The sequence below is a fragment of the Dorea sp. AM10-31 genome (genome assembly GCF_003435815.1).
Lineage (GTDB): Bacteria > Bacillota > Clostridia > Lachnospirales > Lachnospiraceae > Dorea_D > Dorea_D hominis.
Genome location: NZ_QTUV01000001.1, coordinates 394,247 through 420,806, shown reverse-complemented (window position 1 = coordinate 420,806; position 26,560 = coordinate 394,247). Strand labels below are relative to the sequence as shown.

Genomic DNA, 26,560 nt, shown 5'->3' with positions numbered 1-26,560 from the left:
GTTCGCAGGCGTGTGTGCCACCGGCACACGCTCACCCCTCGGAGAGCCTTCGGAGAACGCAAAACCTGTTTACAGGTCGCATTTTTGATGGGTGTACCCGTCAAAAGTGCTTTTGCGTTACTTTTGACAAAAGTAACAAAACCTGAGAATGTTGAAATTTACAGATGGGAGATGAAAAAATGCAGAGAACGATAAGTGCAATGGTCGGTAAAGGCTCGGTCAATCACAATAGCCGAAAGTTCCGAGCAGAAAATGTAGACGGAACTCGTACTCATCTCAATATCGACTACTGCAATGAAAATATAAAGACAGTTTATCACGAATTGTTTGATGAAGCATTGGAAAGATACAATGCCAAGCAGATAAGGTCAGACCGAAAGATAAAAGATTATTATGAAAAAATCCGAAGTTCCAAGCAGGAAAAACCGTTCCACGAAATCATTTTACAGGTGGGCGGTAAGGGAAATATGAACGCCGATACGGAAAACGGAGAACTGGCAAAGCAGATTTTAGATGAATACTATCAGGGTTTTCAGGAGCGAAATCCACAGCTTCGGGTGTTCTCGGCTCATCTGCATATGGATGAAGCTACACCACATCTGCACATAGATTTTGTACCTTTTACCACAGGCAGCAAGCGTGGACTTGATACAAGAGTGTCACTAAAGCAGGCTCTTGCAACGCAAGGTTTTAAGGGCGGCAGTCGTGGCGATACGGAGTGGTCGCAATGGATACAGTCCGAAAAAGAACAGCTTGCGGCGGTGATGGAACGTTATGGGATTGAGTGGGAACATTTAGGCACACACGAAAAACATCTTTCTGTTTTGGATTATAAAAAGCAGGAAAGAGAAAAAGAAGTGGCGGCATTAGGTGCGAAAATCGAGCAGAAACAGATTGAATTTGATGTGTTGTCGGAACGAGTATTGAACTATGATAAGGCAAAAGACGAGCTGTCAAATCTTGAAATAGAGCTTGATACTGCACCGAAATATCAGTTGCCAGAACCAGAGAAATTTATGACTGCAAAGGCATATAAAACCAAAATGGCAGAGCCGGTTGTAAGGAAATTGAAGCAACTTGTCAAAACGGTGCTTGCCCGCTGCTTTGAGGGGTGGGACAACTATCATAGGCTGAATACAGCGAATGCACAGTTATACCGCACCAATCAGCGTTTGGAGAAAGTCAATGAAAGATTGACCGAAGAAAACAAAATCCTAAAAGCAGAAAATAAAGATTACAGCCTGCTCCGTAAGGTTTTTGGTCGCAAACAGATAGATGATTTGTTGGAGCAGGCAAGAACAGTTAAAGGTCGCAAGCGTGATAATACACGATCACGATAGACAAAAATCACAGGAGGAAAAGGAAAATGACAAAGACAATTTTTGAAGAAATGGGCGGAACTTATAGACAGGTGGGTGATTATTTATTGCCGAACATCACAGTACCAGCCGAAGAAGAAATAGAGCCGATTGGTTTATGGGGGAAACGACATGCAAGGCATTTAAAGGAACACTATAAAGTGTTATATATGAACCTGCTGACAAGCGGAAAGCTGCATAGTTATCTTGCAGAAGTCGATAAGCAAGCAGAGGATATGTTTCTTCGACTGGTAAAGGAATATGCCGACAGACAAGATGTGACGGAACAATTAAAGAAAGATAATCCCTACGAATGGATTGGAAGAATGAATAATATTCAGGCTTGTGTGAGGGAAGTTGTAGGAACGGAGTTGATTTACACATAAGCGTTTTACGGTATGGTGCTCCTGCGTTTGCTGGAGTGCTGTGGTTGTGGTTGTAAAGAGGTTGTGAAAGATTGAATTTCGTAATGGTTGGATGTATAATTAGGAAGTGAAAATTTTAATTTGCACTTCCATAAGGTGAAATGTATTGACAAAAAAAATACAGTATGATAGTATTGCCATTAGAAGAAAGAAAGGCACATTTTGTGTAAGGTGAGGAAATGATTAATAGATAATTTGATTTAAGTAAGACACATATAGTTATTGAGCCTGTAGAGAATAGGTTTGTTTTGTGTACGCTTAAGTTGGATTATCGCAAGAGGCATTTCCTTTGTTTTCCTTTTGGAAAAGAAATAAGGGTCTATTTAGCGAGTCTATTTTTGCGTATGCAAAAAAGACTCGTTTTTGTGTGTTCAAAATAATAATTGGCTCAGACTTCGAAAAGGAGAAACTTTAATGTTGCAGATAAAAAAATTAAATTTAACACATAAAAAAGACCTGAGAATAATTCTTAATGATTTCAACCTTGTGCTAAATGATGGAGATAAGGCAGTTATTATTGGAGAAGAGGGAAATGGGAAATCGACATTAATGAAGTGGATATACAATCCGTCGCTTGTAGAAAACTATATAGAAGCAGATGGGGAAAGGATAATGGGACACGAACGTCTTGGTTATCTTCCGCAGGAGATGCTCGATGAAGATAAGGAAAAAACAATATACGAATATTTTTCTGAAGAGGAAATATTCTGGGAGAAAACGCCTAAAGAATTGTCTGTTATTGCGGGAAAATTTGGAATGAAAAATGATTTTTTCTACAGTAACCAGACAATGGGTAGTCTTTCAGGAGGCGAAAAAGTCAAGACACAACTTATGAGGCTTTTCATTCGCGATGTTTCTGTGCTGTTGTTGGACGAACCTTCCAATGACATCGACATTGCGACGCTTACATTACTGGAAAAAATCATAAATGACTGGAAGCACATTGTGCTTTTTATTTCACACGATGAAACGCTGATAGAGCGTACTGCCAACATGGTGATACATATCGAGCAGATTATACGAAAAACAAAGGCGAGATATACCGTGGCAAAGCTTCCCTATAGACGCTATGTGGAAGAACGGCTTCATAAATTTGAAATCCAAAAACAGCGGGCACTGAGTGACCGTAGGGAGAAAAAGATTCGCGATGAAAAATATCAAAGAGTTATGCAGAGTGTACAAGGTGCATTAAGAAGTTGTACCAGACAAGCACCGTCTGTTGCCAAAAACTTAAAGGACAAAATGCATACGGTTAAGGCAATGGAACGAAGATTTGAAAAAGAAGATGAAAATATGACTCAGATGCCGGAACAGGAAGAAGCAATCTTTGTCAAATTAGGGGATGAAAACTCACACATTCCCGCAGGAAAAACGGTCATAGAATATGAACTTTCAAAGCTTGTGACTCCGGATGGCAAAAGAATTTTAGCAGAAGGAATTCATTTAAAAATAAAAGGTTCAGAAAAAATCTGTATGATAGGAGCCAACGGGGCAGGAAAAACGACTCTTCTAAAAAAGATAGCGGAAGAACTCCTAAATCGGAATGACATTAAAGCAGAATATATGCCTCAAACTTATGAAGACCTGCTGGATTTGGATGTTACACCGGTTGATTACCTTGATAAAACAGGAGATAAAGAAGAGCGTACAAGAATTAGAACATACCTTGGTTCACTTAAATACACACCAGATGAAATGGAGCATCCGATTCGGGAGTTATCAGGCGGACAAAAGGCGAAAGTGCTTCTCTTGAGGATGAGCTTAAGTGGTGCAAATGTTCTTATTCTGGATGAACCGACAAGAAATTTTTCACCATTGTCCGGTCCGGTAATAAGAAAAATGCTCCGAGAATTTCCGGGGGCTGTCATTAGCATTTCTCACGATAGAAAGTATATTGAAGAGGTGTGCGATAAAATATATCAGCTAAATCCTAATGGATTACAGCTAATTGGTGATTGATAACAAAAAGGATGAAAGACTGACAAATTTCAGGCTTTTAGTGAGTTGGAAAGCATACAAAGATTTGAATTTGGAGGATAGATTATGGTACGTACAGAAGATGCATGTGAAATTATAAAATATGCTTTGCAAAACGAAATTAAAGTATATTTAGATGGCGGATGGGGTGTTGATGCACTTCTTAAAAGAGAATCAAGAATACACAATGATATTGATTTGTTTGTTGAACTGAAACATTATCATGATTATATTTATGTGATTAAGCAGCATGGATTTGAGGAAGTAAATACTGATTATACAACGGATGGTCATACTGTCTGGAAAGATGATAAACAAAGAATCATTGATTTACATTGTTTTGAATTTACAGATGACGGAATTGTTTATGAGGGAGATATATTTCCATCAAAAACTTTTTCCGGTATTGGAAAAGTTGGAGATATAACTGTTTCTTGTATTGAACCATTGAGTCAGGTAATGCTTCATTTGGGATATGAACACGATAAAAATGATGTGCATGATGTGATGCTGTTGTGTGAAACATTTCAAATAGCAATACCAGATGAATATAAGGAAAAGTAAAATTTCAGTTTTGTGTTGAATCTCTAAGCAAAATAGCTTATAATTTGACATGCTACATATAGTTATTATCCACAGTTATCGAGTAGGTGTTATCAATGCCGATAACAAAATGATAACATTAGCTCGTATAGGCAGGATAATATGGATATATCAAATAATCAAAAGAACGAGAAACATTACAGAGAATAATTCCTAAACAAAAAGCGTTAGTCTTTGTAGAGTTTGAATAGTTGGAGCTAAGCTGTAAAGCCTTTGTTTACAAGGGTTTTACAGCTTTTCCTTTATAGGATTGCATTTTCATTGCATTATTTTTCTTCAACTGTTCTGTGATAGATTGCTGTATGTTGATTGCTGGTATAATTAGCAATGCTTTCAGTAGCAGATTGTACTTGTAATATTCCAGTCAGTTTTTTAGCAACTTCAAGATTCGTATTTGGATACAGATGACCATAAGTGCCGAGTGTTGTCTGTATTTTTTCATGTCCTAAACGTTCCTTAATAAGTAAAGGATTTTCGCCCATGCTGATAAGCAATGAAGCGTGTGAATGTCGCAAGGCATGAATTTTAATACGATGAACACCTGCTAAATTTGACAACTTTTCCAAAGCTCTGGGAAGAGTTGTTTTACTGGTTGGAGTTCCGTTATAACTTAGTACAAGTGGACAATCGGGAAGAACCTGTTGTTGAACACTTTGCCAAGCCTTTAGCTCATTGAGTGTATCTGAATCAATATAAAAAGTACGGATACTTGCCTGTGTTTTCGGCTCAACGAATTTATAGTCCGTCATTGTTCGGTAATATAATGTTTTGGTAATGCTAAGCAAGCCTGTTTCAAAATCTATGTCTGACCAATGTAATGCTGACGCTTCGCCAATTCGCATACCAGTCATAAATAATAACCAGAACGATATAAACAGATAATGTTCATAATAGTCTTTCTTACAGAGTAAGGAAATAACCTTTTGAAATTCTTCTAATGTCCAGAAATCAACTTTGGTTTTCTTGCTTTTGATATTTCCTATCATTCGAGAGGGGTTTTTCTTTGCAATCCCAAGCACGATCGCTCTGTCAAATGCAATGGAAAGCATTCCCTGTACAATACGGATGTAATTAGGACTAAAATCTTTTGCAAGTTTCAACTGCCAGTTTTGAACATGGATAGGTTCGATTTCGTTTGTTTCCATTTTGTAGAAATAGGAAAAATGTTTCTTGATGGTAGTAGCACGATTAAGATAAGTGCTTTCTTTTACCTGTGTTTTATACCATGGCAGGTAGGTTTCTTCTATAAATTGCTGAAAAGAAACGCCATCTTTTTTTGTTGTTAATTCTTCGGTAGAAGCTAACACCAGTTTTGAATATTCTTCCTTTGCTTCTTTTTTCGTTCTGAATCCACTTCGGTATTTCTGTATCTGTTTTCCGGTAATGGGATTGTAGCCTAAATTAGCTCTGAAATAATAAGTTCCGTTATCTGCTTTCTTAATAGGGTCTTTTGCCATAATTTCACTCCTTACATGATATGCAAGAAGTACAATCAATCGTTTGTGTCTGATAATGTAATCCCTAATAATTCTTCCACGGCTTCTTTGGGTACTCTGTCCAATTTACGGGATTGGTAATAAGTATGCCCTTTTTCAATCATAAGTTTTTTTGCTTTTCTTATGATGTCTGCCGAGAAAGAAGTTCCATAACCTAGTGCTATGAGGTCTTTTTTTGTTACGGTAATCATAATCCTCCTTTCCATAGACCAGATAAGGAAATCTCAATATCTTGTCTATCAGTATATCAAATGATGAACAAAAAAGCTCTATTAAGATGATTTTTTCTTGCAAAATCGTTGTTAGATAGTTTTACAAGCAATCAGACGGCTTCGGCAAGCTCCGCTGGTATCTCAACCATTCCCATTCCTGTGGGCTGAACCGTGTCATACGGGTGTATCATTATCCTGTGTTGCAGGTCATGGCAGAACGACTTTTCCAACGGTCACTCCCAGATCATTGCATGAATCGCTATCTCCCGATTGGAAAAGTCACGGCGTACAACCTCTGATGGCTCACTGCAAGCACAAACGTATCTGACTGCTTTATTCACTTGTCAAAGAACTGTTAGGCTCTTGTCAGCCTGTATCAATTCATTTTTACAAATGGACTGATACAGAATGATAAGAAAAAGCGGAACAGGAAAGAGGGGAGTTTGTTAAATCATGCTCCGCTCAAATATTACTTAATGTTCGTCTATTTCAAATTCACATATCATTTTCAAAAGGGCTTCTCTGATACGTCCCTTTAATTCCATATCAATCACAATGTATACGTTGCCGTATTCATCGTAGAATGGGCGTAAACAGCATTTTGATATGTACGCTTCATAGAACAGCAACAGCTTCACTATGGCGTTTCCGTTACCGTCTACGGCTGATGATATGAGGTAGAAAGATGGAAGTGTATGTTGCTTATTCTTCATCTTGTTTTTTCTCCTTTAATTGTTTTCTGATTTCTTCAAGTGAATTTCTTCTGTGCCTGTATGATGTACTTCGGTTGATGTTCAGCTTTTCGCCTATCTCCGAATCACTCATATCCAAGAAGAAAAACATCAATACAATGTTCCGGCTCTGCTCCGGCAACTGTTTCAGTGCTTCTGCAAGTTCTTCATCAAGTACACGGATTTCTGTACCGCACACATCGAACGTTGTATATTCACTTTCGTAATCGTCCCATACAATCAATTTTTCAACAACAATCTCTGGAAGTTCACAAAAGGATACTTCCTTTGCCTGTCGTCTGGCTAATTCCTTGCGGTAATTACGGACAATTCCTTTCACAACTTTTTTGAGCTTACAGTCGAACTGACACTGTATCGTCTTTTGGAAGTCTGACGGTTTCACAATCACACCCCCTTTCCGTTATGAAGTGAAAAGTATGTATCCCTCTTTCCGCACCATATCTGTACAGCAGGGTGTGATTTGTTGCAGAATCAAAAAAATTCTTTATGTTATAAAAAAGACAAAATGCGTCTGCTCGCAGAACGCAAGTAAACGCATAGGAAATAAAAAAGCCAGTATATTGAATTGTCAGTTCGTATTTATAGTCGAAATTACCCGGAGAGGGAGCTACGCTTTTTTTAATTGATGTAACTCATGTACACTATGAATAACCAAAACAGACACGGTAAATCAACCTCCAATCGGCTACCGTGTCCCTGCAAGTCGTCATAGGTTTCTGTAAACGCAAAGAAACGGCGGCTCTGAAAATCAAAGTCGCCGTTTCATACGCGCATGAAAATATGTCTGCTCCACGACGGCTTTTTTTCTTTTGCCGTCGTCCGGCAGATTGCATTTTTATTCTTTACTTATATGCTATATGTTAATTTTGTGGATTTCATAAAGATTTGAAAAATAATGAGCGATACGAGCCAGTTTTTGTCTGTGTAGCAACCGCTTGATACTGTCATATCCGTAACGATAGTAGAGAAAAGCGACCAATGCACAAACACCAGTCGCTATCAGAACCGTAATGGAATTGTAGGCAGTCCATGTGATTCCAGCATGGAGCAAGTTAAAATCTGTCCAGTCGGTAACAAGAAGCTGTCGCAGGTTCAGTAGCAGGAACACCGCAACGAACAGGAGTAACAGCCAACCGATACAGAAGTGATAGACCAGCGATTTATCACTGGCACGAATCCTGTTACCTTTAGATTTTTTCCATACTTTCATATAAACTCCTTTCTTTGGACGTAAGAAAAGCAGTCAATCGTGTAGACTAACTGCTTTGTGAATATAAATATTAAATGCTCCCTTATACTTCTTTATTCTCGCTTATCATATTGCGAAGTTTCTGTGCTTTTGAATCTGCCTCATATAACGAATCACTTAATATTTTCATTTGATTCGATATTTCTTTTGATAAATCGCTTTTTCGTTTATAAGTAAGTTCATGTGTCTTCATTGCCCAACCATTTTGAAATGATGTACGTAATTGAATCTCAACTTTCACATCTTTATAAAGCTGTTTGTTATAATATACATCTACTTCTACAATGACATGAATACCTCTATACCCCTCCTGTGTAGGTTTTTCAATCTTGTCATCGATTTCTATAACCCGAATAAGCGGATTTTCTTTTATATAATCCAATAAGTAATAAACATCTGAAATATACTCACAGACTACTCTTACACCTGCAATATCATCAAATCTTTCGTATATCTGACTACTCAAGATACCTTTTCTATAGACTTTTTCTTCTATACTATCTACACTTTTCACTCGTCCACTAATGTCAATAATTCTGCATTGGTCAATTTCAACTTCCTTAGAAAAGCTCTCTAGTTCAAGGATAATAACATTTTTAGCTCTTTCATAGACAGGTAAGATTTGACTTATCCTTTTTCTTGTTTTTTTAACTAAATTTTTGCCTGTAACCGCGGAAAAATATTCAAAGAAATCTTCTCTTACTTCATCCCATAATACTGATATAATCTTAAAATCTTCATCTTTACGTATTATTATTCTATAGTTTGAATTTGGAATTTCAATCTCATAATCTTCACTAGAATTCATTTCTAAACTCATCTGTTCATAAACAGATTGTGGTATATCAGATTCTTCCATATATTTCCGTGTAACATCTGTTAATATCCATACGTTTTCTTCAACCCTATCAATATATGCATCTGGCCACACTTCATCATCTATATCTGGAAATGACTCTAAGACCATGGTAGTTCCAACTGGCAACTCCGAAAGTCTTCCATTTTCTGATTCTAATTCACAACTAAGAATATCCTTGTATACTTTTCCCAACATGCTTCATTGCCTCCTTATACATTGAGAATATGATAGTTCTACTCACGTTTCCTAATAGTCATATCATAATCTAAATTTTTATCTAATAAAAATTTTACCCGCATATTACGATTGGGTATTTAGTACATTATATCAAGTACATCTGACCCGTACAATGGAATGGGGACAAAGACATAAACGTTATTTGAAAGAACATAAGGAAGCAGTTTATATTACTTTGCTTACAAGTGGCAGGCTGAATAGTTATCTTGCAGATATAGAAGAACAGGCACAGGAACGCTTTGAAAGGATTGTAGAGCAGATGAAACAGGCACATGGGATCACGGAACGGTTAAAGGCAGAAAATCAGAAAATCAGATGGAATGGGTAGGGAGAATGAACAATATACAAGTGTGTGTAAGGGAGATTGTGGATAAAGAGATTATATATGCTTAGAAATGGGAGGGCAAGTTCTTAAATGGGGCTTGCTTTTTCTTTACAAAGATATTAGTTTGTGTATAATTATGGATAAAGATACAAACGAGGATTCGTTTAGTTGATAAACTTTGAGAAAACTGTATATGATAATTTAAGTATTTTCAAAAGATTTGATGGGAAATGAAAAAAAGAGAACAGCAATGCCTTTGGTGAGCAATGTGTTTTATGGACAATCACAAAGAGAAATAAAAAGTATAGATAATGTGGAGATTTTCTTGCAAATAAAGGTTTATACGATGAAATAGAAATTACCAAAAGCAACATTTTTGAATTAACTGATTTGGTAGGAGGACATGTGAAAAAAGATATTTATTGTCCTAAGTGCAAAGAAAGTCGGGTGTTTTCTTGTGAAATGATCCCATATTATTGGTATAATGATCGTAAACAAGAAATAGAAAGACGTCCTTTAGAAGAAATTGTATCATGGCAACAAATTCAAAATATGAGAACCCCTCAGCTTATAGATGAGTTGGAAACAAATAAAATCAAATAGAACCAAATCTCCTATACAAAACTGTATAGAACTCAATTTGATTTTGTGAATTCGAATAGTACGAGAGTACACAACTTATTTTATATGGCAGGTGGTCTATAGGGTTGCCTGCTGTATTTTAATTATATGTTTTTAGATTGTAACAGTAAAAATTCTGATGACTTTTATCCAACGTAAAAATATTGTTCTAGTAGGAACGGGGAAGGAAGAGATATATGTACATAAGAAAAATTGTTGATGAAAACATTGGACCTATAAAAAATATAAACATTTCTTTTGCATTTAATAGTGATGGAACGCCTAAACCGATAGTGCTTGTAGGAGAAAATGGAAGCGGGAAATCAACTCTCTTATCAAATATTGTGGATGCCTTTTATGAAATGGCTGGTAAAGCTTTTGACAATGCTTGGGAGACAACTGAAAATGGAGGGCATCAATATTACAAAGCAATTAGTACTTCCCAAATTACTGTTGGAAATGAGTATATGTATTCATATATTTCTTTTGATGATGAAAAAACGATAAATTATGTTTTGAAATCTGGTAAATTGTCTACAGATAATTTTACTGTATTAAGTGGATATGCAGCAAATAGTGGTATTTCGTGGGAGGAAAATGAAAATTACAAAAATGTAGATATTGAAGAAAAGAAAAGTAAAAATATTTACAATAAAGATGTAATATGTTTTTTTGGTCCTGATCGATATGAAAAGCCTAATTGGATGGGAGAAAAATATTATATATCATCTGAATATGAACATCTTTCTATACATGAAAAATGGTCCAGACAATTGCAAAATCCAATCGTTGTTAAAAATGTTACAGCTACGAATTTGCAATGGCTAATGGATGTGATTGCAGATTCACGAGCGGATATAGAAGGTAATATAGGTAATTTGCAAATAGCACATATAACGGTTAATGATTTATTGTTATTAAGTACTGCAAGAAAAAATCTAGAAACTATAATGAGTAAAATCTTAGGAAAAGAAGTATATTTTGGGCTTAATTTAAGAAGTCAAGGATCTTCTAGATTTAATATAAGATTAAAAGCTGATAATTCCATAATTGTACCAACATTAGATTCGTTGTCCACAGGTCAAATCGCTCTTTTTAATATGTTTTCGACGATTGTAAGATATGCTGATAGAAATGATTTGAACAAGAGTATTCGGTTAGAAAATATAACAGGGATTGTTGTTGTAGATGAAATAGAATTACATTTGCATACATCTTTGCAAAGAGAGGTTGTTCCGGAGTTAATAAAACTTTTCCCTAAAGTGCAGTTTATTATTACGACTCATGCTCCACTATTTTTATTAGGAATGGAAGATTTGCTTGGAACAGATAATTACGAAATATATCAAATGCCAACAGCAACTAAAATAAATGTTGAATCTTTTGTTGAATTTCGTAAGGCATATAAATATTTTACAGAAACACAGACATATCAACAAGAAGTAAGAGATGCGATAGATAACAATTGTTCTAAGGCATTGCTTATTACAGAAGGATCTACTGATTGGAAACATATGTTATCGGCATATCGAATGCTTAGTGCAATAGAAGAATATTCAGAAATTTTTGAGAACATGGAATTTGAATTTTTGGAATATGAGCCCAAAAATAGTAAAGATAAAAATGCATTGAAATTAGAAATGGGATGTTCGCAATTATGTACAATGTGTGAGAATTATGCTAAATTGAAACAATCTAGAAAACTGATTTTTATAGCAGATAGAGATGATAAAAATACCAATAAGAAGTTTCAAGATGGTGATTTGAAATTTAAAAATTGGGGAAACAACGTATATTCTTTGATTCTTCCATTGCCTAAACATAGAGAGTCGACACCTGAGATATGCATTGAACATTATTATAAAGATGAAGAAATAAAAACCACTATTGATATTGATGGGATTGAAAGAAGACTGTATATGGGAAATGAGTTTGACGAAAAAGGTATTAATTATAGCAAAGATATTTTTTGTGAAAAGAGAAATGTCTGTGGACCAGAAAAAATAAATATTATTGAAGGAAGTAGTGGAGAGAGAGTTGTACAGTTATCAGATTCATCAGGACCTAATTTGGCACTGTCAAAAATGGAATTTGCAACTAAAATTTTTGAACAGAAAGCACCATTTGATAAGTTTGACTTCAGTAGTTTTTTGCCGTTATTTAAAATTGTGAAGGAAATTTTAAATTTACCAATACAATAAATTAAGGGCAGTATAATGGCAACGATTTGGCAACGTAAAATCAATACGGCAAAACAAGCTATGCAATTAAAATAAAAAAGACGTTAAAAGCACACAAAACTTGAATAAAAATGTTTGATGTCACCTAAGAAAAGGTGGAGTTCGAATGATTTATTAAAAACAGCATATAATTTTAATGGATAGTGCATTGACTTTCTGCTTTGTACTTGTTAGTATATTAGTAGAAAGAAAGTTTACCACTGACCGATATGTGGTATATAAATGGTCGGGTTGTAAGTTTACCGCTGACCAATATGCGGTATATAAATGGTTGGGTTGTAAGTTTAGTCCTTCGCCGAAAGGCGAGGGACTTTTTCCATATTTCCGCAGAGAGGATAGAACGAATGAAAAAAACGGGATTTTATATCATAAAGGACAGATTTTTTGAAGATATGCCTGATCCGTATCTCAAGGGAAATAAGGCAGGAAATAGACCACATTATTATTGCTTTGAGGATACTACTACAGGAATTTATTGGATGATACCGCTTTCTAGCAGAATAGATAAGTTTCGGAAAATAATAGAGAAGAAAGAACAATTAGGGAAGCATTGCGATATTCTTCATATTGTGAAGTTGGATGATAGCAGAGAAAGTGTATTTTTAATACAAGATATGTTCCCGATTACGGAGGAATACATAGAACGTGAGTATACGATTGCCGGAAATCATTTGATGCTGACCAGTGAACATACGGCAAAGGTAATCGAACAAAAAGCAAGAAAAGTGTTAGGAATGTTAAAGCGTGGTGTGAAGTTCATGCCTACTCAACCGGATGTGTTATCGATATTGGAAAAATTAAAGCAGAAAAAATAGTTTGTACTGGCTCTATTTTGACTCTAATAATTTGGTACGAGAAAAATATCAGATAAAATTTGGAGAATATGAACACAAAACGACACAAATGTGTACTGAAAGATGCCTGGATTATCCTATCCGCACCCGAGTTTGAGTAGCTTGAAAAATCGCGGAAAAGCCCATAAATAAAGGCTTTGCGGGGTGTCGAAAAGACCAAATGGAGTGCAAATGGAGTTTAAAAATTATTTTTTTCTCTTGTTTATATTCCAGATTCACCTGCAAATTTCGTGAAATCAGTTATTCTCATAAAATAAAATTAGAGTAAATATAAGAACAGTTTGTTTTGATTGAAGTGATTTTCGTCAAGGCAGACTGTTTTTTTGTTGCCTGCATTTAGAAAACAGATACCACAGAAAGGTTCTTTACTTTCGATGAGCTTAAACTCCATGACACAGTAATCACACTGATGGAGAATTAAAAACAAGAAAATTTGATAAATTTCGGAAAATGATGTCCGATTTTGCATCTGCCAGTACAGAGTATATGAAGAGATAAATATTCAAAACACAGGAGGTACTGATTATGCAGAACAAATTATTTTTAAAGGCAGCCGATATATGTGAACTTCTGAAAGTAAAACAAACATCGGCTTATGAGATCATCGGAAATCTGAACAAGGAACTGGAAGAACAGGGCTATCTGACGCTTAGAGGAAAAGTTCCGACAAAGTATTTTGTGAAGCGTTTCTATGGAGTGGAAGATACTTGTGAGATTCCACAGGAAGAGGGAAAGGAATGGTTTCATGCGTAAGAGAAAAATGTATTTATCAGTGGAAGACATTGCAGAACTCTTTGGAGTATCAGTTTCGTTTGCTTACCGGGTGGTGGAAAGAATGAATGCCGATCTAGCAAGCAAGAACTATTATGTGATTCTCGGTCGGGTACCAACCCGTTATGTAGAGGACAAGATCTATGGTCTGGAACATGTTGAGCAGTATTTGAAGGAGGATAAAGCGGTATGAGTATGGTGCAGGAAAAAATGTATATGGATGTGGATGATGTGTGTGCAATTCTTGGAGTTTCAAAGACTTATGCATATAGTCTGATGCGAGAATACAACAAAGAATTGAAGGCAAAAGGATATATTGTAGTAGCTGGAAAAATCTCTACGAAATTCCTGGCAGAAAAGATTTATGGCATGAAAGTCGAGGATTAGTAATGGGGGGTTACAAAGAAGGAAACTGGAAGAGTTTTATATTCTGGAAAAAGAAACCGAAAAATCGGATGCTAGAAAAGTAGCTGTGCTGATGAAAGGATATCTGCAGTCGATGAAGTCAAATATTCGAGAAATCATTCGTTATATTGATGACACGACACTTGAAAAATCAAATGATAAAAAGAAAGATAAACAGGAATCTGCGAGCGCCATATCCGAGGAAGTGCAGGAATTTGTGGATCTGACAATTATAGAGCGTATGGGGAAAGCATATTCAGAATGGAAGTTAAAGCAGGATAAAGAGTCAGTAAGTGAGATTGCTAAGAAATACCAGAAATTACTGGAAACGTTATCCCAAGAACAGGAAGGAGTGATTACGGAATACTGTAATGCAATTTTTAGCAGTGGAGCAGAAACAGAAGAATTTTTCTATCGACTGGGATTAAAAGATGGACTGAATTTGAAAAATACGGTAAAATCTATATTAGAAATGATATCATGAAATCGGAAGTTGGAGGGTACACGCATGAAAATTGTAATCATTAATGGAAGTGCCAGAAAAGGAAACACGCTGACAGCAATCAATGCATTTATAAAAGGAGCATCAGAAAAGAATGAAATTGAAATCATTGAACCTGACAAACTCAACATTGCACCATGCAAGGGATGTGGTGTCTGTCAATGCTCTAAGGGATGCGTCGATAAGGATGATACAAATCCTACAATTGATAAAATTGCTGCCGCAGATATGATTCTTTTTGCTACACCAGTTTATTGGTGGGGAATGTCAGCACAATTGAAACTTATCATTGATAAGTGCTACTGCCGTGGATTGCAGTTAAAAAATAAAAAAGTTGGCACGATTGTTGTAGGCGGTTCTCCTGTAGACAGTATCCAGTATGAGCTGATTGATAAGCAGTTTGACTGTATGGCAAAATATCTTTCTTGGGATATGCTTTTCAAAAAATCATATTACGCAACAGCCAGAGATGAACTTGAAAAAAACAAGGATTCCATGAACGAACTAGAGGAAATCGGAAAAAATTTATAAAGCACGTTCCAAATTCCTGTTTGCATATTTCATTAAAAGGCACATATTAAAATTAACACAAAAGGAGATGTTAGAATGAAAGCTCATGAATATTGGTCTGTCGGAGCATTGATAACGATGCTAGGAACTTTTTATAGCGGATATAAAGGTTCAAAATCAAGCTATAAATATTTTGCGGCAAGTTCTTTGCTTTGTATGATTATGGCTATTTATACAGGTCATAAGATGATGTCTAAAAACAAGAAAACAAAGAAAGAACCAATATCATTAGGAAATGAAGAATAATACAATCAACCTTGTGCCAAGTGGACACGAAGTTGGCATAGTCACTATGGTGTCAGGAGAAATCCTGGCATCTTTTTTTATATCTTTTTACACTTCAAAAAATAATTTCAAAAAATTTCTAAAATCATGTCCGATTTTGTCGCTCCCAATACAGAGTATATGGAAGGCAAATTGAAAATCCTCTGATTTCCAAAAATCACAAACGTAAAAGAGGTTCAGACAGTTCTTCCGATTGCACCTTGACAATTGAAGGAGCTGATATATCTTGAGAAACATGCTTACCGGAGTTAATCCGGCTTGGAAATCTGATGGATGATGTTCGGTTTTATGGAGAGCTTGCACTGGTACGGGAAGGGATTGAGAAAATTCATGAAGCATTGCCGGATTATAAGTATGTACCGATGAGGGATGTTCGAGAAGCAATGTATCCAGAGAAGATGACCACAGAACAGCTGGCAGAGGCACTGGATGAGATTGCAGAAGCTTTTGATCCGTATGAGTATCGAGATAATGTGGAGCCGAGAGAAAATACGGTACAAGAGGTGATGTTGGATTTGCAGAGCTTTTGCAGTCTGGAAGAAAAAGGTGTGAAGGAGAGACGAGAACAGCAGGTAGCGGAAAGAAATGAAGGAAGAGCAGATGAGCGAGTAATAAGTACCGGAGCGAATGCAGTGGTTAAGGAGGCAGGAAAGACAGATAGAAAAACGGCACAGCAGAAGCAGACGGTAGATGGAAAAGATAAGAAATTATCCATTCATGAACGGCTTGAAATCAATAAGAAGATTATTCAAGAAAAACAGGGAAAAGATAAGCCGGAGAGAGGAGCTGATTTTGGTGTGAGATAATTGAAAAAAGGAATGGAAGTTACTGTTTTGGTAGTTCATTGGGAGCATCCCAGTTATCATACCAGCGTTTCATAGAATTCGGGTATTTTGCGGTCCATTTTTCAGTAACACGATTTAGTACTTTTTAAGATAAAGTAGAAATAGTGCAATTTTCACAGGATATTATACAAGAATTACATAGAAATATATTGTATTATTGATATAGTATTCTTGAATTGTATGTGAGGAGAAAACTATGGCAGCTGAAAGAAAAACATTAACACAGTTATCTGTGCCAATATGCTTAGAAACTTTATTTTATATGCTTTCAGGTATGGTCGATACGCTTATGCTATCATCTGTAAGCGACCAGGCTGTAGGAGCAGTGGGAACAGCAAATACATATATAGGTGTTTTTATTATCATGTTCGGCGTAATATCGTCGGGTATGATAGCTGTTATGTCACAAAATATCGGAGCCGGAAGACTGGGGATAGCGTATCAGGCAAGACAACTTGGACTTATATTCAACGCATTGATAGGTATCGTAATGTCTGTCATTCTTGCTACTTTTTCTGGTGGGATACTTCGAATTGTAAGTATTGCTCCGGCTTTGCTTGAGCCGGCTGAAATATATCTTAGAATTGTTGGCGGCGCATGTTTTCTAAATGCACTGATTCCTATTTTCTCCAGTTATTTGCGAGTGTTTGGATATACAAAACATTCTTTGATAGGAACTGTTGTTGGAAATGTTCTCAATATAATACTTAATTCAGTATTCTTATTTGTATTCAACTGGGGTGTAATGGGAGTTGCTGTTGCCACGGTTATTTCAAGAGTTGTAAATCTTATTATTGTAGCAGGTATGGGGGCTGTGCTTATAAAAGCAAAACAAAGTCCTGAGCGAATTGCATCAAGAAAGATATTTGCGCAGATTGTTAAGATTGGTTTTCCTTCTGCGCTTGAAACAGCACTTTACAACATCGCAATGACCTTTATTGTGCGTTTTATGAATCAGATGGATGTGGATGGAATGAATGTTACAGCACGCTCATATGCTGTACAGATTGCAAATTTCTCATATTGTGTGGGAGCTGCCCTTGCTCAGGCAAATGCAATTATGACCGGTTGGAGAATTGGAGCAAAAGAGTTTGAGGAATGTAACAGGGGAACGAGAAAAGCTGCGATATACGGTATCATCACAGCGACCTGTTTTTCCGTGACATTTGCATTGGCAGGACATTTTATCGTGCATATATTTACTGATGATACACAGATGATAAATCTTGTGGTAAAGTTGTTAATAGTAGATGTCTTTCTTGAATTTGGAAGGGTAACAAACCTTGTATATGGCCAGGCATTAAAAACGAGTGGAGACGCACTTTTCCAGGTTATACTAGGTGCAATATTTATGTATTTGTTTGCAGTTGGCGGAACTTATTTTCTCGGAATACACATGGGACTTCTGGCTGTAGGATCATATATTGCTATGGCAGGTGACGAATGTGCGAGAGCTGTGGGAATGGTACTTAGATGGAAGAGTGGAAAATGGAAAAGTAAAGGTCTTATAGAAGTATAGGAGAGATTATGTACTTTGAATTAAAGGAAAATAAACCGCATGGTACAAAGGATGATCCGTTTAGTACATATCATATAAAAAATGAGGGACGATCATTTCAGATACCGGTACATTGGCATGATGAACTGGAAATTATATATGTAAAAAGTGGGTTTTTGACTGTAAGTATATCAGGAGAAAATTATATTGGAACCCCCGGGGATGCTTTTGTAGTGTCGCCGAGCAATCTGCATTTCATGGGTTCACAGGCTGGAGAAGTGGATTATTTTACTTTCCTTTTTCCACTTGAATATATCTCTTTTTGCACAGATGACATGTTAGATGATAAATTGCTTACTCCATTAAAAAATGGTCATTTGATGATAAGACCGAGGATCAAGGATGCAGCAAAAGAGTTGTGTGAGCAGTTGGCCGAAATATATATGGCAAAAAATGATGAAAAGAAGTTGGAAATAGCTGTTCAGATAAAGACAAAAATAATTCTTTTACAATTTATTCTTCACATGTGGGAGAATGGATTTATAATCGAAAATGATAAAAGTGGAAGAAATACTGTAGAAAAAGAGATGATTTCATACATACAGCAGAGTTTTACAGGGGAGATATCATTAAAGAGATTTGGGGAACAGTTCCATCTTTCTGAAAAATATGTATCGCAATATTTTAAAGAACATTTTCATATTACGCTTTCAAAATATGTTACATATTTGCGGTTGGAGCATGCAAAACAGTTGTTACAAAATTCGGACATTCCAGTTACAGAGGTTGCAATGCTCAGTGGCTATCAGAATGTAAGTTATTTTATCAGAAGCTTCAAAAAAACATACGGAGTGTCTCCGTTAAAATATAGAAAAAATGAGCCGAGTACATGGATTTAGCGGAGTGTGAAAGAAACATAAACGATGTTACAAACAAAAGGTTAGGGAACAACTGAAAGGGAGTTTCCTAACCTTTTGTTGTATAGAGCTATTATCAGTCTGCTCAATCAATAAATAATCAGGCAATTAAAGAAACTTAAATAACTTTAAATAAACTTAAATAAACCAGCAGGTGCTTTTATTGTACACCTCTTTTGTTATTCTATAGCTATCAAAGAAACACGACATGCCGGAGAGCCGGTCACAATAGCAAGGAGAGTGGCAAATATGAAAGGTTATACAACAGCACAGGGATATATGGGATATGTAGACGGAAGTTATATGTTATTCGCAAGTGAGGACGATTATTTGGAATATGTAGAAGGATAAAAGGAAAGCGTTGAGGAAAATATTATGAATGAGAAACAGATAATAAAATTGATTGGTGCAAGTATTTTTGCAGTGTTATTTCTTTGGGGAGTGTATGTATTTTCCGGATATTACAGCCAGTGGCAGGAAAAGAAAGCGCAGCAGGAGCAGCACGCAAGAGAGCAGATGGCAGAACAATATATGTCATCTTATACAGAGAAGCTGCAGAAGACACTTGAAAAAGCCGGACTGGAAGGTGTGGAGGTTTTGTATCAGTATGACAAATATTCGGGATCGACGCCGGAGTATGATGAATATGGCAGAGAAATAGAAGATGATGAGGATGAAGACAGTGCTATCTGCGATGAAGATGGTGATTATCCATTTTCGTACAGTGTTGAGTTTAAATGTGTGAAGTTGGATGAAATTTATAATGAAAACAAAAGCTATAAAGAAGTCTGTAATTATATGAAGCCGGCATATGATATACTGCAAACATCCCAGGTAGAGCGACAGTTTCTTAACTACAAAAACGACAGGAATGTGGTTGTGTATACGAACGTCTCTGATAAGATGGACATAAAGACGAAAGCTGGATGGTATATTCTTACGAAAGAGGGAGACGATGAGTACATTTTGACAGATTCAAAGAGACAGCAGTTGTATGCAGATGAGGCAGAAGAAGATGATTATGACGATGCAGATGAGTACGAGGATACAGATGAGAATGATGAAGATGCCAGTGACGCGAGCGGCGGTCCTGTTATAAAAGCTGGAGGAAGACTCATGGGAGAATCTGATTCGAAAGACACGTCTGACAGCGATAATGATACGACGAGTTCTAAGAACACACAAAAGAAGAAAAAATATGATCCGTATGACGTGTATGATTATGATGATCCAGACGATTTTGCTGATGAGTGGGCAGAAGAATTTGGAGATGAAGATTACGACAATGGGTATGATGATGCATATGATTACTGGGAGGAGAAGAACAGGTAGGGGAATTATTATTTTGTGATAAGTTTTTAATAAATAAAGTGCTTGCATAAAAATAGAAATATATAATATAATTTATTTACGAAAACAAATTTGCTATTTGGGCAGAACGGAGAGTAAAAACAGCAGTTATAGCAGTTTTTACTCTCCGTTCTGCTATTGATAAATAAAAAAGAGCTTGCATAGCAAGCTCATCCACACACTGTGGGTCACATCAAAGTGACGATTTGAATAAATTCTTATTTGAACTTATGATGTAAAGTCTAATATGGTACTAAACTTGTCTTTAGTATAGAGAATATTGGAAATAAAGTCAATATAAAATAAACAATTAATAAAGCAAAAGGGAGGAAAACAATGGATGGTAATTACTATTTAGGTCTGGACATGGGTACTAGTTCTTGCGGATGGAGTGTTACAGATGAAGAATACCATGTTTTAAGAAGACATGGGAAAGCATTATGGGGAGTGCGTCTATTTGAAGGTGCTAAGACAGCAGAAGAAAGGCGTATGCACAGGACAGGCAGAAGAAGACTGGACAGACGAGGTTGGAGAATTAATATACTGCAGGAGTTATTTGCAGAAGAAGTCAGTAAGATCGATCCGGGATTTTTTTTGAGAATGAAAGAAAGTAAGTATTATCCGGAAGATAAAAGAGACATAAACGGGGAGCGTCCAGAGCTTCCATATGCATTATTTGTTGATCCTGAGTTCACAGATAAAGATTATCATAGAAAGTTTCCAACGATTTACCATTTGAGAAAATGGCTGATGGAGACAAAAGAAGTACCAGATGTTCGATTGGTTTATCTGGCACTGCATCATATGATGAAACACAGGGGACATTTCTTGTTATCGGGAGACATAGAGCAGGTTAAAGAGTTTAAAAATACATTTGAAACATTTATCCAGAATGTTAAGGATGAAGAACTGGACTTTAATTTAGAAATAACAGAAGAGAAAATATCGTATATTGAGGAAGTTTTAAGTAATAAGAATATATTAAAATCAACAAAGAAAAGCAGACTGGTAAAAGAACTTGGTGCCAGGACAAAGTGCGAAAAGGCGGTGATTACTCTTCTGACTGGTGGAACAGCTAAATTGAGCGACATTTTTGCAAATGAAGAGTTGGATGAAAATGAACGACCTAAAATCTCATTTGCTGACAATGGATACGATGAGTATATAGATTCTGTAGAGGCAGAACTTGGAGAACAGTTTTATATTATTGCATCGGCAAAAGCTGTCTATGATTGGTCTGTATTAACAGATATTCTGGATAGATGCACTTCTATTTCCGAAGCAAAGATTAAAGTATATGAAAAACATAAAGCAGACCTTCGCTTATTAAAGGAAGTGGTAAGAGAAAATTTTTCTAAAGATATTTATAAGAAAATATTTGTTGTGTCAGATGCCAAACTTGCCAATTATCCAGCCTACATTGGAATGACGAAAGTGAATGGTAAAAAGACTGCATTGGGAGGGAAGCAATGCAGTCGGGAAGACTTTTTGAAATATCTGAATAAAACAATTGTGGAAAAACTGCCAGAGAGTGAAGAAAAGACATATTTGAAAAATGAAATAGAGACGGATCAATTTTTGCCGAGACAGGTTACAAAAGATAATGGAGTATTGCCATACCAGATTCATAAGTATGAATTACAGAAGATTTTGGATAACCTTAGTGCTCGTATCCCGGTGATTGCTGAAAATAAAGAGAAATTAATACAGCTATTTACTTTCAGAATTCCATATTATGTCGGACCGTTAAATAAAGTAAAAGAAGAAAATGAACAGAAGTATACCTGGGCTGTAAGAAAGAGTGAAGATAAAATTTATCCGTGGAATTTTACGGATATCATAGATGTTGAGGCAAGTGCAGAAAAGTTTATAAAAAGAATGACTAATAAGTGTACATATTTGATTGGCGAGGATGTACTTCCGAAAGATTCATTACTGTATAGTAAATACAGGGTATTGAATGAATTGAATAATGTTCGCTTGGATGGAAAAGAAATATCAGTAGAATTAAAGCAAAAAATCTATGAAGGTGTATTCTGTAAAAGAAGAAAAGTACGTCAAAAAGATTTAAAGAACTTTCTGCTTAGGGAAGGAATTGCAGAAAGAGATGTTGATATTACTGGAATTGATGGAGATTTTAAGGCATCGCTGACGGCTTACCATGATTTTAAAGAAAAATTAAGCGGAATAGATTTAAAACAAAGTGAAAAGGAAGAGATAATACAGAATATTGTATTATTTGGAGATGATAAAAAGCTATTAAAACAAAGATTAGGGAAACTATTTCCAAAGCTGACAGATAAACAGAAAAGCAGTATAGCAGCTTTGTCTTATCATGGCTGGGGAAGATTTTCAAAAAAATTTTTAGAGGAGATAACCATACCAGCGCCGGAAACAGGCGAAGTATGGAATCTTATAACTGCATTATGGGAAACAAATGAAAACCTGAGTCAGTTATTAGGGAAGAAGTATCAATTCAGTGATCAAATCAAAGAGTATAATGAGGAACAAAATAATCCAACATTGTCGTATAAAACTGTAGAGGAACAATATGTATCTCCGGCAGTAAAACGTCAGATATGGCAGACGTTACAAGTGATAAAAGAAATAAAGAAAGTAATGGGAAAAGAGCCGGAGAGAATTTTTGTTGAAATGGCAAGAGAATCGCAGGAGAGTAAACGGACGGAGTCTAGAAAAAAACATTTGATGGATCTCTATAAAGTATGTAAAGAGGAAGAAAAGGAAATATATGAGAAATTAGAAAAGCATGAAGAACAACAGCTTAGGAAAGATAAATTATTTTTGTATTATACTCAGAGAGGACACTGTATGTATTCTGGAGAACGCATTGAATTTGATGATCTGTGGGATAATACGAAATATGATATTGATCATATATATCCGCAGTCCAAAACAATGGATGATAGTTTAAATAACCGCGTACTTGTAAAAAAGGAATATAATTCTAAGAAATCTGATGATTATCCAATAAATTCCGATATACAGAAAAAACAAGGTGGATTCTGGAAAAGTTTGTTAGATGGTAATTTTATTACAAAAGAAAAATATAAACGTTTAGTCAGAAAAACAGAACTTACTTCGGATGAACTGGCTGGGTTTATTGAGAGACAGATTGTTGAAACAAGACAGAGTACAAAAGTTGTTGCAGATCTATTAAAAAAAGTTATGCCGGATTCAGAAATTGTGTATGTGAAAGGCAGAAGTGTATCTAAATTCCGACAGGATTATGATTTTGTTAAAGTGCGTGATATGAACGATTTGCATCATGCAAAAGATGCATATTTAAATATTGTAGTAGGAAATGCATATTATACGAAATTTACCAAAAATGCGGTTTGGTTTATAAAAGAAAATCCGGGCAGATCATATAATTTAGAGAAAATGTTTATCCATGATATTTCCAGAAATGGAAAAGTAGCATGGAAAGCAGGAGATAAGGGAACGATAAAAACTGTTCGAAATGTAATGAATAAAAATAATATTCTTGTAACCAGAAGATCTTATGAAGAAAAGGGTGGACTGTTTGACCAGCAGATTATGAAGAAAGGAAAAGGACAGGTTCCGGTTAAAACGAGTGATGAGCGGTTACACGACATTAATAAATATGGTGGCTATAATAAGGCGGCTGGTGCATATTTTATGCTTGTCAAATCTACAGATGCAAAAGGAAATGAACAAAGGACGATAGAATTTGTTCCGATTTATAAAAAAGATTATATAGAACGGAGTAAAGAAAATGCACTGGAATATTTGCGTGAGATTATGAAAGAACGGAAATTGTCAAAGCCGGTTATTCTGATTAATAAGATCAAAATTGATACTTTATTTAAAGTAGATGGATTTTATATGTGGTTGTCCGGAAGAACAGGAAAACAATTGATTTTTAAAGGTGCAAATGAATTATTATTATCAGATGAAGAAACTAAAATACTAAAAAAGGTTATAAAATTCATAAATCGGAAAATAGAAAATAAAAATGTGAAGATTGTGGCGTTTGATGGTATAAACGAAGCAGAACTTACACATTTGTATGATGTATTTGTGAGTAAATTACAGAATACAATTTACAAAATCAGACTTGGATTGCAGGCATCAACCTTGATAGACAATAAAGGGAAGTTCGAAAAACTGAGTCTGGAAGATAAATGTACTGTATTAGCAGAAATATTACATTTATTCCAATGTCAAAGTACGATGGCTAATTTAACATTGATTTCAGGACCGGCGAAGGCTGGATCAATAAAAATAAATAATAATATAACAAAATGTAAACAAATTTCTATTATAAATCAATCTGTAACTGGAATATATGAAAAAGAGATTGATTTATTAAAACTATGAGCTGGCGTATAATTGTTATTTCTAAACGGGCAAAACTGGATCTGCAATTGGGATACATGGTTGTACGAAGTGAAGAAGTAACAAAAGTAGTATTAAGTGAAATATCAACAATTCTAATAGAATCAACAGCTGTATCATTGACTACCAGTTTATTGGCAGAATTGACGAGAAGAAAAATCAAAGTGATATTCTGTGATGAGAAGAAGAATCCTTCGTCAGAATTAATCGGCTATTACGGTAGTCATGATACAAGCAATAAAATCCGGAAACAGATTGCCTGGAAAAAGAACACAAAGGAGGCAGTATGGACGGAAATAGTAACAGAAAAGATCCGGAAACAGAAAGAATTGTTAGAAATGTTGGGAAAGGAAGAAGCGGAGCTTTTATTATCTTATTTAAAGAAAATAGTCTGGAATGATACAACTAACAGAGAAGGACATGCTGCCAAGGTTTATTTTAATGCATTATTCGGACTGGATTTTACAAGGACAGAAGACAATAATATTAATGCTGCATTAAATTACGGGTATTCTATTATCTTGTCGACATTTACAAGAGAAATAGTTGCCAATGGATATATTACGCAGTTGGGATTATTTCATGATAATATGTTTAATCAATTTAATTTAGCGTCCGATTTGATGGAGCCGTTTCGTGTTCTGGTTGATCGTGAAGTAAAACAGATGAAATTGGACAGTTTTGAGCATGATGAGAAAATGCAGTTGGTAAACATTTTGAATCAAGAAGTATCAATAGATGGAAGAATACAGTATGTAAACAATGCAATAAAGATTTACTGTAAAAGTGTGTTTGATGCTTTAAATGATGATGATAGTTCTCTGGTTCGGTTTTACAGGTTTGAGTTATAGGTTTATGCGAGTATTAGTATTTTTTGATCTGCCGGTATTAACAGCAGAGAATAGAAGAGCGTATACCAGATTCCGAAAATTCTTACTTAAAAATGGCTTTCTGATGTTACAGGAATCGGTATATTGTAAATTAGCTTTAAATGGAACGGCAGTTAACGCAATTGTAGATAATGTACATAAGAATAAACCAGAGGAAGGGTTGATTCAGCTTCTTACAGTTACAGAAAAGCAATATGCTAAGATGGATATTGTTGTTGGAGATTTAAAGAGTGAGGTTTTAGATACCGATGAAAGGTTAGTGGTTTTGTGAAATTAGTTCATCCGGAATTAAGCAGAGCAATCATTGATGATACTGTTGATTATACAGAATGGATAATTGAGGCAACAGAAAGATTCGCGGCATTTGTATATGAACTGAAGAATCAATGTGACGGAAATGATGGAAGGTATGTACTATCTGATGCCGATAAAGAACTGGGAATATCAAAAAATATGGATATTGTATTTGATATTTTCAGCATAGATATCAACAGTAAAAAGATAGTGAATAAATTATATGAGGAAATGCAACAAGTTGCCTATTCTGAAAAGTTGTATGTAAAAACGCAAGAGATAGCACAAAGTATACAAAAATATATTTTAGAATTAGAACAGGAAACAGATTATATACTTACATTTACAGAAGATGTTGACTGGATGGCAATATTTAAAGCATTACAGGTACAGCATGAAATAATAGAGGAAGATTATTTTGAAAAACTGATTCGTTATATTAAAGTTGCAGCGGTAGTCATGAAGTATAAGATTTTTGTATTTGTAAATCTCCGGAGCTATTTGTCAGATTTGCAAATGCAAAAACTTATCCAAGAAGCAATTCATCAGGAAGTAAAACTGATATTTGTGGAAAATTGTGTAAAAGATTGCATGGGAGAGGGATTAAGGTATATTATAGATAGAGATCAATGTGAAATCTATTAA

26 protein-coding genes and 2 pseudogenes are annotated in these 26,560 nt (G+C 35.5%); 22 read left to right on the top strand and 6 right to left on the bottom strand.

Going from position 1 to position 26,560, the window contains the following annotated elements; genetic code table 11:
• The first annotated feature begins 200 nt into the window (after positions 1 to 200).
• From DW125_RS02040 to DW125_RS02025, 4 genes are all read left to right on the top strand, one after another.
• A complete protein-coding gene (locus tag DW125_RS02040; RefSeq protein WP_019190307.1) occupies positions 201 to 1,340 on the top strand; it encodes a plasmid recombination protein in 1,140 nt (379 codons plus the stop codon).
• A gap of 26 nt (positions 1,341 to 1,366) precedes the next feature.
• Positions 1,367 to 1,744 carry a TnpV protein gene (locus tag DW125_RS02035; RefSeq protein WP_009247523.1) on the top strand — a complete coding sequence of 126 codons (378 nt, stop codon included), beginning with the start codon at positions 1,367 to 1,369 and terminating at the stop codon, positions 1,742 to 1,744.
• A 453-nt stretch (positions 1,745 to 2,197) separates the two neighbouring features.
• Positions 2,198 to 3,742, top strand: a complete 1,545-nt coding sequence (locus DW125_RS02030) for an ATP-binding cassette domain-containing protein (RefSeq protein ID WP_009247522.1) — start codon at positions 2,198 to 2,200, stop codon at positions 3,740 to 3,742.
• 84 nt (positions 3,743 to 3,826) lie between these two features.
• The gene (locus tag DW125_RS02025) at positions 3,827 to 4,324 is read left to right on the top strand and encodes a nucleotidyltransferase domain-containing protein (RefSeq protein WP_009247521.1); all 498 of its coding nucleotides are present in this window, start codon (positions 3,827 to 3,829) and stop codon (positions 4,322 to 4,324) included.
• Between the two features lie 305 nt (positions 4,325 to 4,629).
• Here DW125_RS02025 and DW125_RS02020 read toward each other — a convergent pair whose 3' ends face one another.
• The 6 genes and pseudogenes from DW125_RS02020 to DW125_RS01995 form a co-directional block, all read right to left on the bottom strand.
• Positions 4,630 to 5,820 (bottom strand): site-specific integrase, encoded by a 1,191-nt coding sequence (locus DW125_RS02020; RefSeq protein WP_117536969.1) that lies wholly within the window; start codon positions 5,818 to 5,820, stop codon positions 4,630 to 4,632.
• Between the two features lie 35 nt (positions 5,821 to 5,855).
• Complete coding sequence (locus DW125_RS02015) at positions 5,856 to 6,050, bottom strand: DUF3173 domain-containing protein (protein WP_009265203.1); 195 nt, start codon at positions 6,048 to 6,050, stop codon at positions 5,856 to 5,858.
• Between the two features lie 494 nt (positions 6,051 to 6,544).
• Complete coding sequence (locus DW125_RS02010; protein ID WP_117536968.1) at positions 6,545 to 6,784, bottom strand: helix-turn-helix domain-containing protein; 240 nt, start codon at positions 6,782 to 6,784, stop codon at positions 6,545 to 6,547.
• On the bottom strand, positions 6,774 to 7,205 hold the full coding sequence (locus tag DW125_RS02005) for an RNA polymerase sigma factor (RefSeq protein ID WP_055057792.1): 432 nt from the start codon (positions 7,203 to 7,205) through the stop codon (positions 6,774 to 6,776). Before DW125_RS02005 ends, DW125_RS02010 begins: the two co-directional genes overlap by 11 nt.
• Positions 7,206 to 7,724: 519 nt before the next feature.
• A pseudogene (locus DW125_RS02000) lies at positions 7,725 to 8,033 on the bottom strand (ATP-binding protein); the annotation flags it as partial.
• A gap of 82 nt (positions 8,034 to 8,115) precedes the next feature.
• A complete protein-coding gene (locus DW125_RS01995) occupies positions 8,116 to 9,126 on the bottom strand; it encodes a GTP pyrophosphokinase (RefSeq protein WP_117536967.1) in 1,011 nt (336 codons plus the stop codon).
• A 160-nt stretch (positions 9,127 to 9,286) separates the two neighbouring features.
• On the opposite strand from DW125_RS01995, the pseudogene DW125_RS01990 reads away from it, so the two are divergent.
• The 18 genes and pseudogenes from DW125_RS01990 to csn2 form a co-directional block, all read left to right on the top strand.
• A pseudogene (locus DW125_RS01990) lies at positions 9,287 to 9,561 on the top strand (TnpV protein); the annotation flags it as partial.
• 337 nt (positions 9,562 to 9,898) lie between these two features.
• The gene (locus DW125_RS01980; RefSeq protein WP_117536966.1) at positions 9,899 to 10,096 is read left to right on the top strand and encodes a hypothetical protein; all 198 of its coding nucleotides are present in this window, start codon (positions 9,899 to 9,901) and stop codon (positions 10,094 to 10,096) included.
• Positions 10,097 to 10,311: 215 nt separating this feature from the next.
• A complete protein-coding gene (locus DW125_RS01975; RefSeq protein WP_117536965.1) occupies positions 10,312 to 12,315 on the top strand; it encodes an AAA family ATPase in 2,004 nt (667 codons plus the stop codon).
• A 383-nt stretch (positions 12,316 to 12,698) separates the two neighbouring features.
• Positions 12,699 to 13,169 carry a type III toxin-antitoxin system CptIN family toxin gene (cptIN, locus tag DW125_RS01970; RefSeq protein ID WP_022278505.1) on the top strand — a complete coding sequence of 157 codons (471 nt, stop codon included), beginning with the start codon at positions 12,699 to 12,701 and terminating at the stop codon, positions 13,167 to 13,169.
• Between the two features lie 564 nt (positions 13,170 to 13,733).
• Positions 13,734 to 13,961 carry a DNA-binding protein gene (locus DW125_RS01965; protein ID WP_117536964.1) on the top strand — a complete coding sequence of 76 codons (228 nt, stop codon included), beginning with the start codon at positions 13,734 to 13,736 and terminating at the stop codon, positions 13,959 to 13,961.
• Complete coding sequence (locus tag DW125_RS01960; protein WP_117536963.1) at positions 13,954 to 14,172, top strand: transposase family protein; 219 nt, start codon at positions 13,954 to 13,956, stop codon at positions 14,170 to 14,172. The genes DW125_RS01965 and DW125_RS01960 overlap by 8 nt, the downstream gene beginning before the upstream one ends.
• On the top strand, positions 14,169 to 14,366 hold the full coding sequence (locus DW125_RS01955) for a hypothetical protein (RefSeq protein WP_055054342.1): 198 nt from the start codon (positions 14,169 to 14,171) through the stop codon (positions 14,364 to 14,366). The genes DW125_RS01960 and DW125_RS01955 overlap by 4 nt, the downstream gene beginning before the upstream one ends.
• 112 nt (positions 14,367 to 14,478) lie before the next feature.
• Positions 14,479 to 14,868: a hypothetical protein gene (locus DW125_RS14175; RefSeq protein WP_242992882.1), complete on the top strand. Its 390-nt coding sequence runs from the start codon at positions 14,479 to 14,481 to the stop codon at positions 14,866 to 14,868.
• Positions 14,869 to 14,892: 24 nt separating this feature from the next.
• A complete protein-coding gene (locus DW125_RS01945) occupies positions 14,893 to 15,417 on the top strand; it encodes a flavodoxin family protein (protein WP_117536962.1) in 525 nt (174 codons plus the stop codon).
• A 75-nt stretch (positions 15,418 to 15,492) separates the two neighbouring features.
• Complete coding sequence (locus tag DW125_RS01940; protein WP_117536961.1) at positions 15,493 to 15,702, top strand: DUF6219 family protein; 210 nt, start codon at positions 15,493 to 15,495, stop codon at positions 15,700 to 15,702.
• Between the two features lie 308 nt (positions 15,703 to 16,010).
• Positions 16,011 to 16,547 carry a hypothetical protein gene (locus tag DW125_RS01930; RefSeq protein ID WP_117536960.1) on the top strand — a complete coding sequence of 179 codons (537 nt, stop codon included), beginning with the start codon at positions 16,011 to 16,013 and terminating at the stop codon, positions 16,545 to 16,547.
• Positions 16,548 to 16,782: 235 nt separating this feature from the next.
• Entirely contained in the window at positions 16,783 to 18,105 is a 1,323-nt protein-coding gene (locus tag DW125_RS01925; RefSeq protein WP_117536959.1) for an MATE family efflux transporter, read from the top strand.
• A gap of 8 nt (positions 18,106 to 18,113) precedes the next feature.
• Positions 18,114 to 18,983, top strand: coding sequence for an AraC family transcriptional regulator (locus DW125_RS01920; RefSeq protein WP_117536958.1), 870 nt, complete (start codon positions 18,114 to 18,116; stop codon positions 18,981 to 18,983).
• Positions 18,984 to 19,376: 393 nt separating this feature from the next.
• The gene (locus DW125_RS01915) at positions 19,377 to 20,333 is read left to right on the top strand and encodes a hypothetical protein (protein ID WP_117536957.1); all 957 of its coding nucleotides are present in this window, start codon (positions 19,377 to 19,379) and stop codon (positions 20,331 to 20,333) included.
• Positions 20,334 to 20,687: 354 nt separating this feature from the next.
• Entirely contained in the window at positions 20,688 to 24,713 is a 4,026-nt protein-coding gene (cas9, locus tag DW125_RS01910) for a type II CRISPR RNA-guided endonuclease Cas9 (protein WP_117536956.1), read from the top strand.
• A complete protein-coding gene (gene cas1 / locus DW125_RS01905) occupies positions 24,710 to 25,582 on the top strand; it encodes a type II CRISPR-associated endonuclease Cas1 (protein ID WP_117536955.1) in 873 nt (290 codons plus the stop codon). The genes cas9 and cas1 overlap by 4 nt, the downstream gene beginning before the upstream one ends.
• A gap of 4 nt (positions 25,583 to 25,586) precedes the next feature.
• Positions 25,587 to 25,892 carry a CRISPR-associated endonuclease Cas2 gene (gene cas2, locus DW125_RS01900; RefSeq protein WP_021861462.1) on the top strand — a complete coding sequence of 102 codons (306 nt, stop codon included), beginning with the start codon at positions 25,587 to 25,589 and terminating at the stop codon, positions 25,890 to 25,892.
• Complete coding sequence (csn2, locus tag DW125_RS01895) at positions 25,889 to 26,560, top strand: type II-A CRISPR-associated protein Csn2 (protein WP_021861463.1); 672 nt, start codon at positions 25,889 to 25,891, stop codon at positions 26,558 to 26,560. Before cas2 ends, csn2 begins: the two co-directional genes overlap by 4 nt.

Bases quoted from the DNA above. Each gene is read 5' to 3' on its own strand.
- DW125_RS02035 (WP_009247523.1), top strand. From the start codon at position 1,367: ATGACAAAGACAATTTTTGAAGAAATGGGCGGAACTTATAGACAGGTG.
- cas1 (WP_117536955.1), top strand. From the start codon at position 24,710: ATGAGCTGGCGTATAATTGTTATTTCTAAACGGGCAAAACTGGATCTG.
- DW125_RS01930 (WP_117536960.1), top strand. From the start codon at position 16,011: ATGGATGATGTTCGGTTTTATGGAGAGCTTGCACTGGTACGGGAAGGG.
- DW125_RS01940 (WP_117536961.1), top strand. From the start codon at position 15,493: ATGAAAGCTCATGAATATTGGTCTGTCGGAGCATTGATAACGATGCTA.
- DW125_RS02030 (WP_009247522.1), top strand. From the start codon at position 2,198: ATGTTGCAGATAAAAAAATTAAATTTAACACATAAAAAAGACCTGAGA.
- DW125_RS02040 (WP_019190307.1), top strand. From the start codon at position 201: ATGGTCGGTAAAGGCTCGGTCAATCACAATAGCCGAAAGTTCCGAGCA.
- cas2 (WP_021861462.1), top strand. From the start codon at position 25,587: ATGCGAGTATTAGTATTTTTTGATCTGCCGGTATTAACAGCAGAGAAT.
- DW125_RS01925 (WP_117536959.1), top strand. From the start codon at position 16,783: ATGGCAGCTGAAAGAAAAACATTAACACAGTTATCTGTGCCAATATGC.
- DW125_RS02010 (WP_117536968.1), bottom strand. From the start codon at position 6,784: ATGAAGAATAAGCAACATACACTTCCATCTTTCTACCTCATATCATCA.
- DW125_RS01975 (WP_117536965.1), top strand. From the start codon at position 10,312: ATGTACATAAGAAAAATTGTTGATGAAAACATTGGACCTATAAAAAAT.
- DW125_RS01955 (WP_055054342.1), top strand. From the start codon at position 14,169: ATGAGTATGGTGCAGGAAAAAATGTATATGGATGTGGATGATGTGTGT.
- DW125_RS01995 (WP_117536967.1), bottom strand. From the start codon at position 9,126: ATGTTGGGAAAAGTATACAAGGATATTCTTAGTTGTGAATTAGAATCA.
- DW125_RS01945 (WP_117536962.1), top strand. From the start codon at position 14,893: ATGAAAATTGTAATCATTAATGGAAGTGCCAGAAAAGGAAACACGCTG.
- DW125_RS14175 (WP_242992882.1), top strand. From the start codon at position 14,479: ATGAAGTCAAATATTCGAGAAATCATTCGTTATATTGATGACACGACA.
- DW125_RS02025 (WP_009247521.1), top strand. From the start codon at position 3,827: ATGGTACGTACAGAAGATGCATGTGAAATTATAAAATATGCTTTGCAA.
- DW125_RS01920 (WP_117536958.1), top strand. From the start codon at position 18,114: ATGTACTTTGAATTAAAGGAAAATAAACCGCATGGTACAAAGGATGAT.
- DW125_RS01915 (WP_117536957.1), top strand. From the start codon at position 19,377: ATGAATGAGAAACAGATAATAAAATTGATTGGTGCAAGTATTTTTGCA.
- DW125_RS01965 (WP_117536964.1), top strand. From the start codon at position 13,734: ATGCAGAACAAATTATTTTTAAAGGCAGCCGATATATGTGAACTTCTG.
- cas9 (WP_117536956.1), top strand. From the start codon at position 20,688: ATGGATGGTAATTACTATTTAGGTCTGGACATGGGTACTAGTTCTTGC.
- cptIN (WP_022278505.1), top strand. From the start codon at position 12,699: ATGAAAAAAACGGGATTTTATATCATAAAGGACAGATTTTTTGAAGAT.
- DW125_RS01960 (WP_117536963.1), top strand. From the start codon at position 13,954: ATGCGTAAGAGAAAAATGTATTTATCAGTGGAAGACATTGCAGAACTC.
- DW125_RS02020 (WP_117536969.1), bottom strand. From the start codon at position 5,820: ATGGCAAAAGACCCTATTAAGAAAGCAGATAACGGAACTTATTATTTC.
- DW125_RS02015 (WP_009265203.1), bottom strand. From the start codon at position 6,050: ATGATTACCGTAACAAAAAAAGACCTCATAGCACTAGGTTATGGAACT.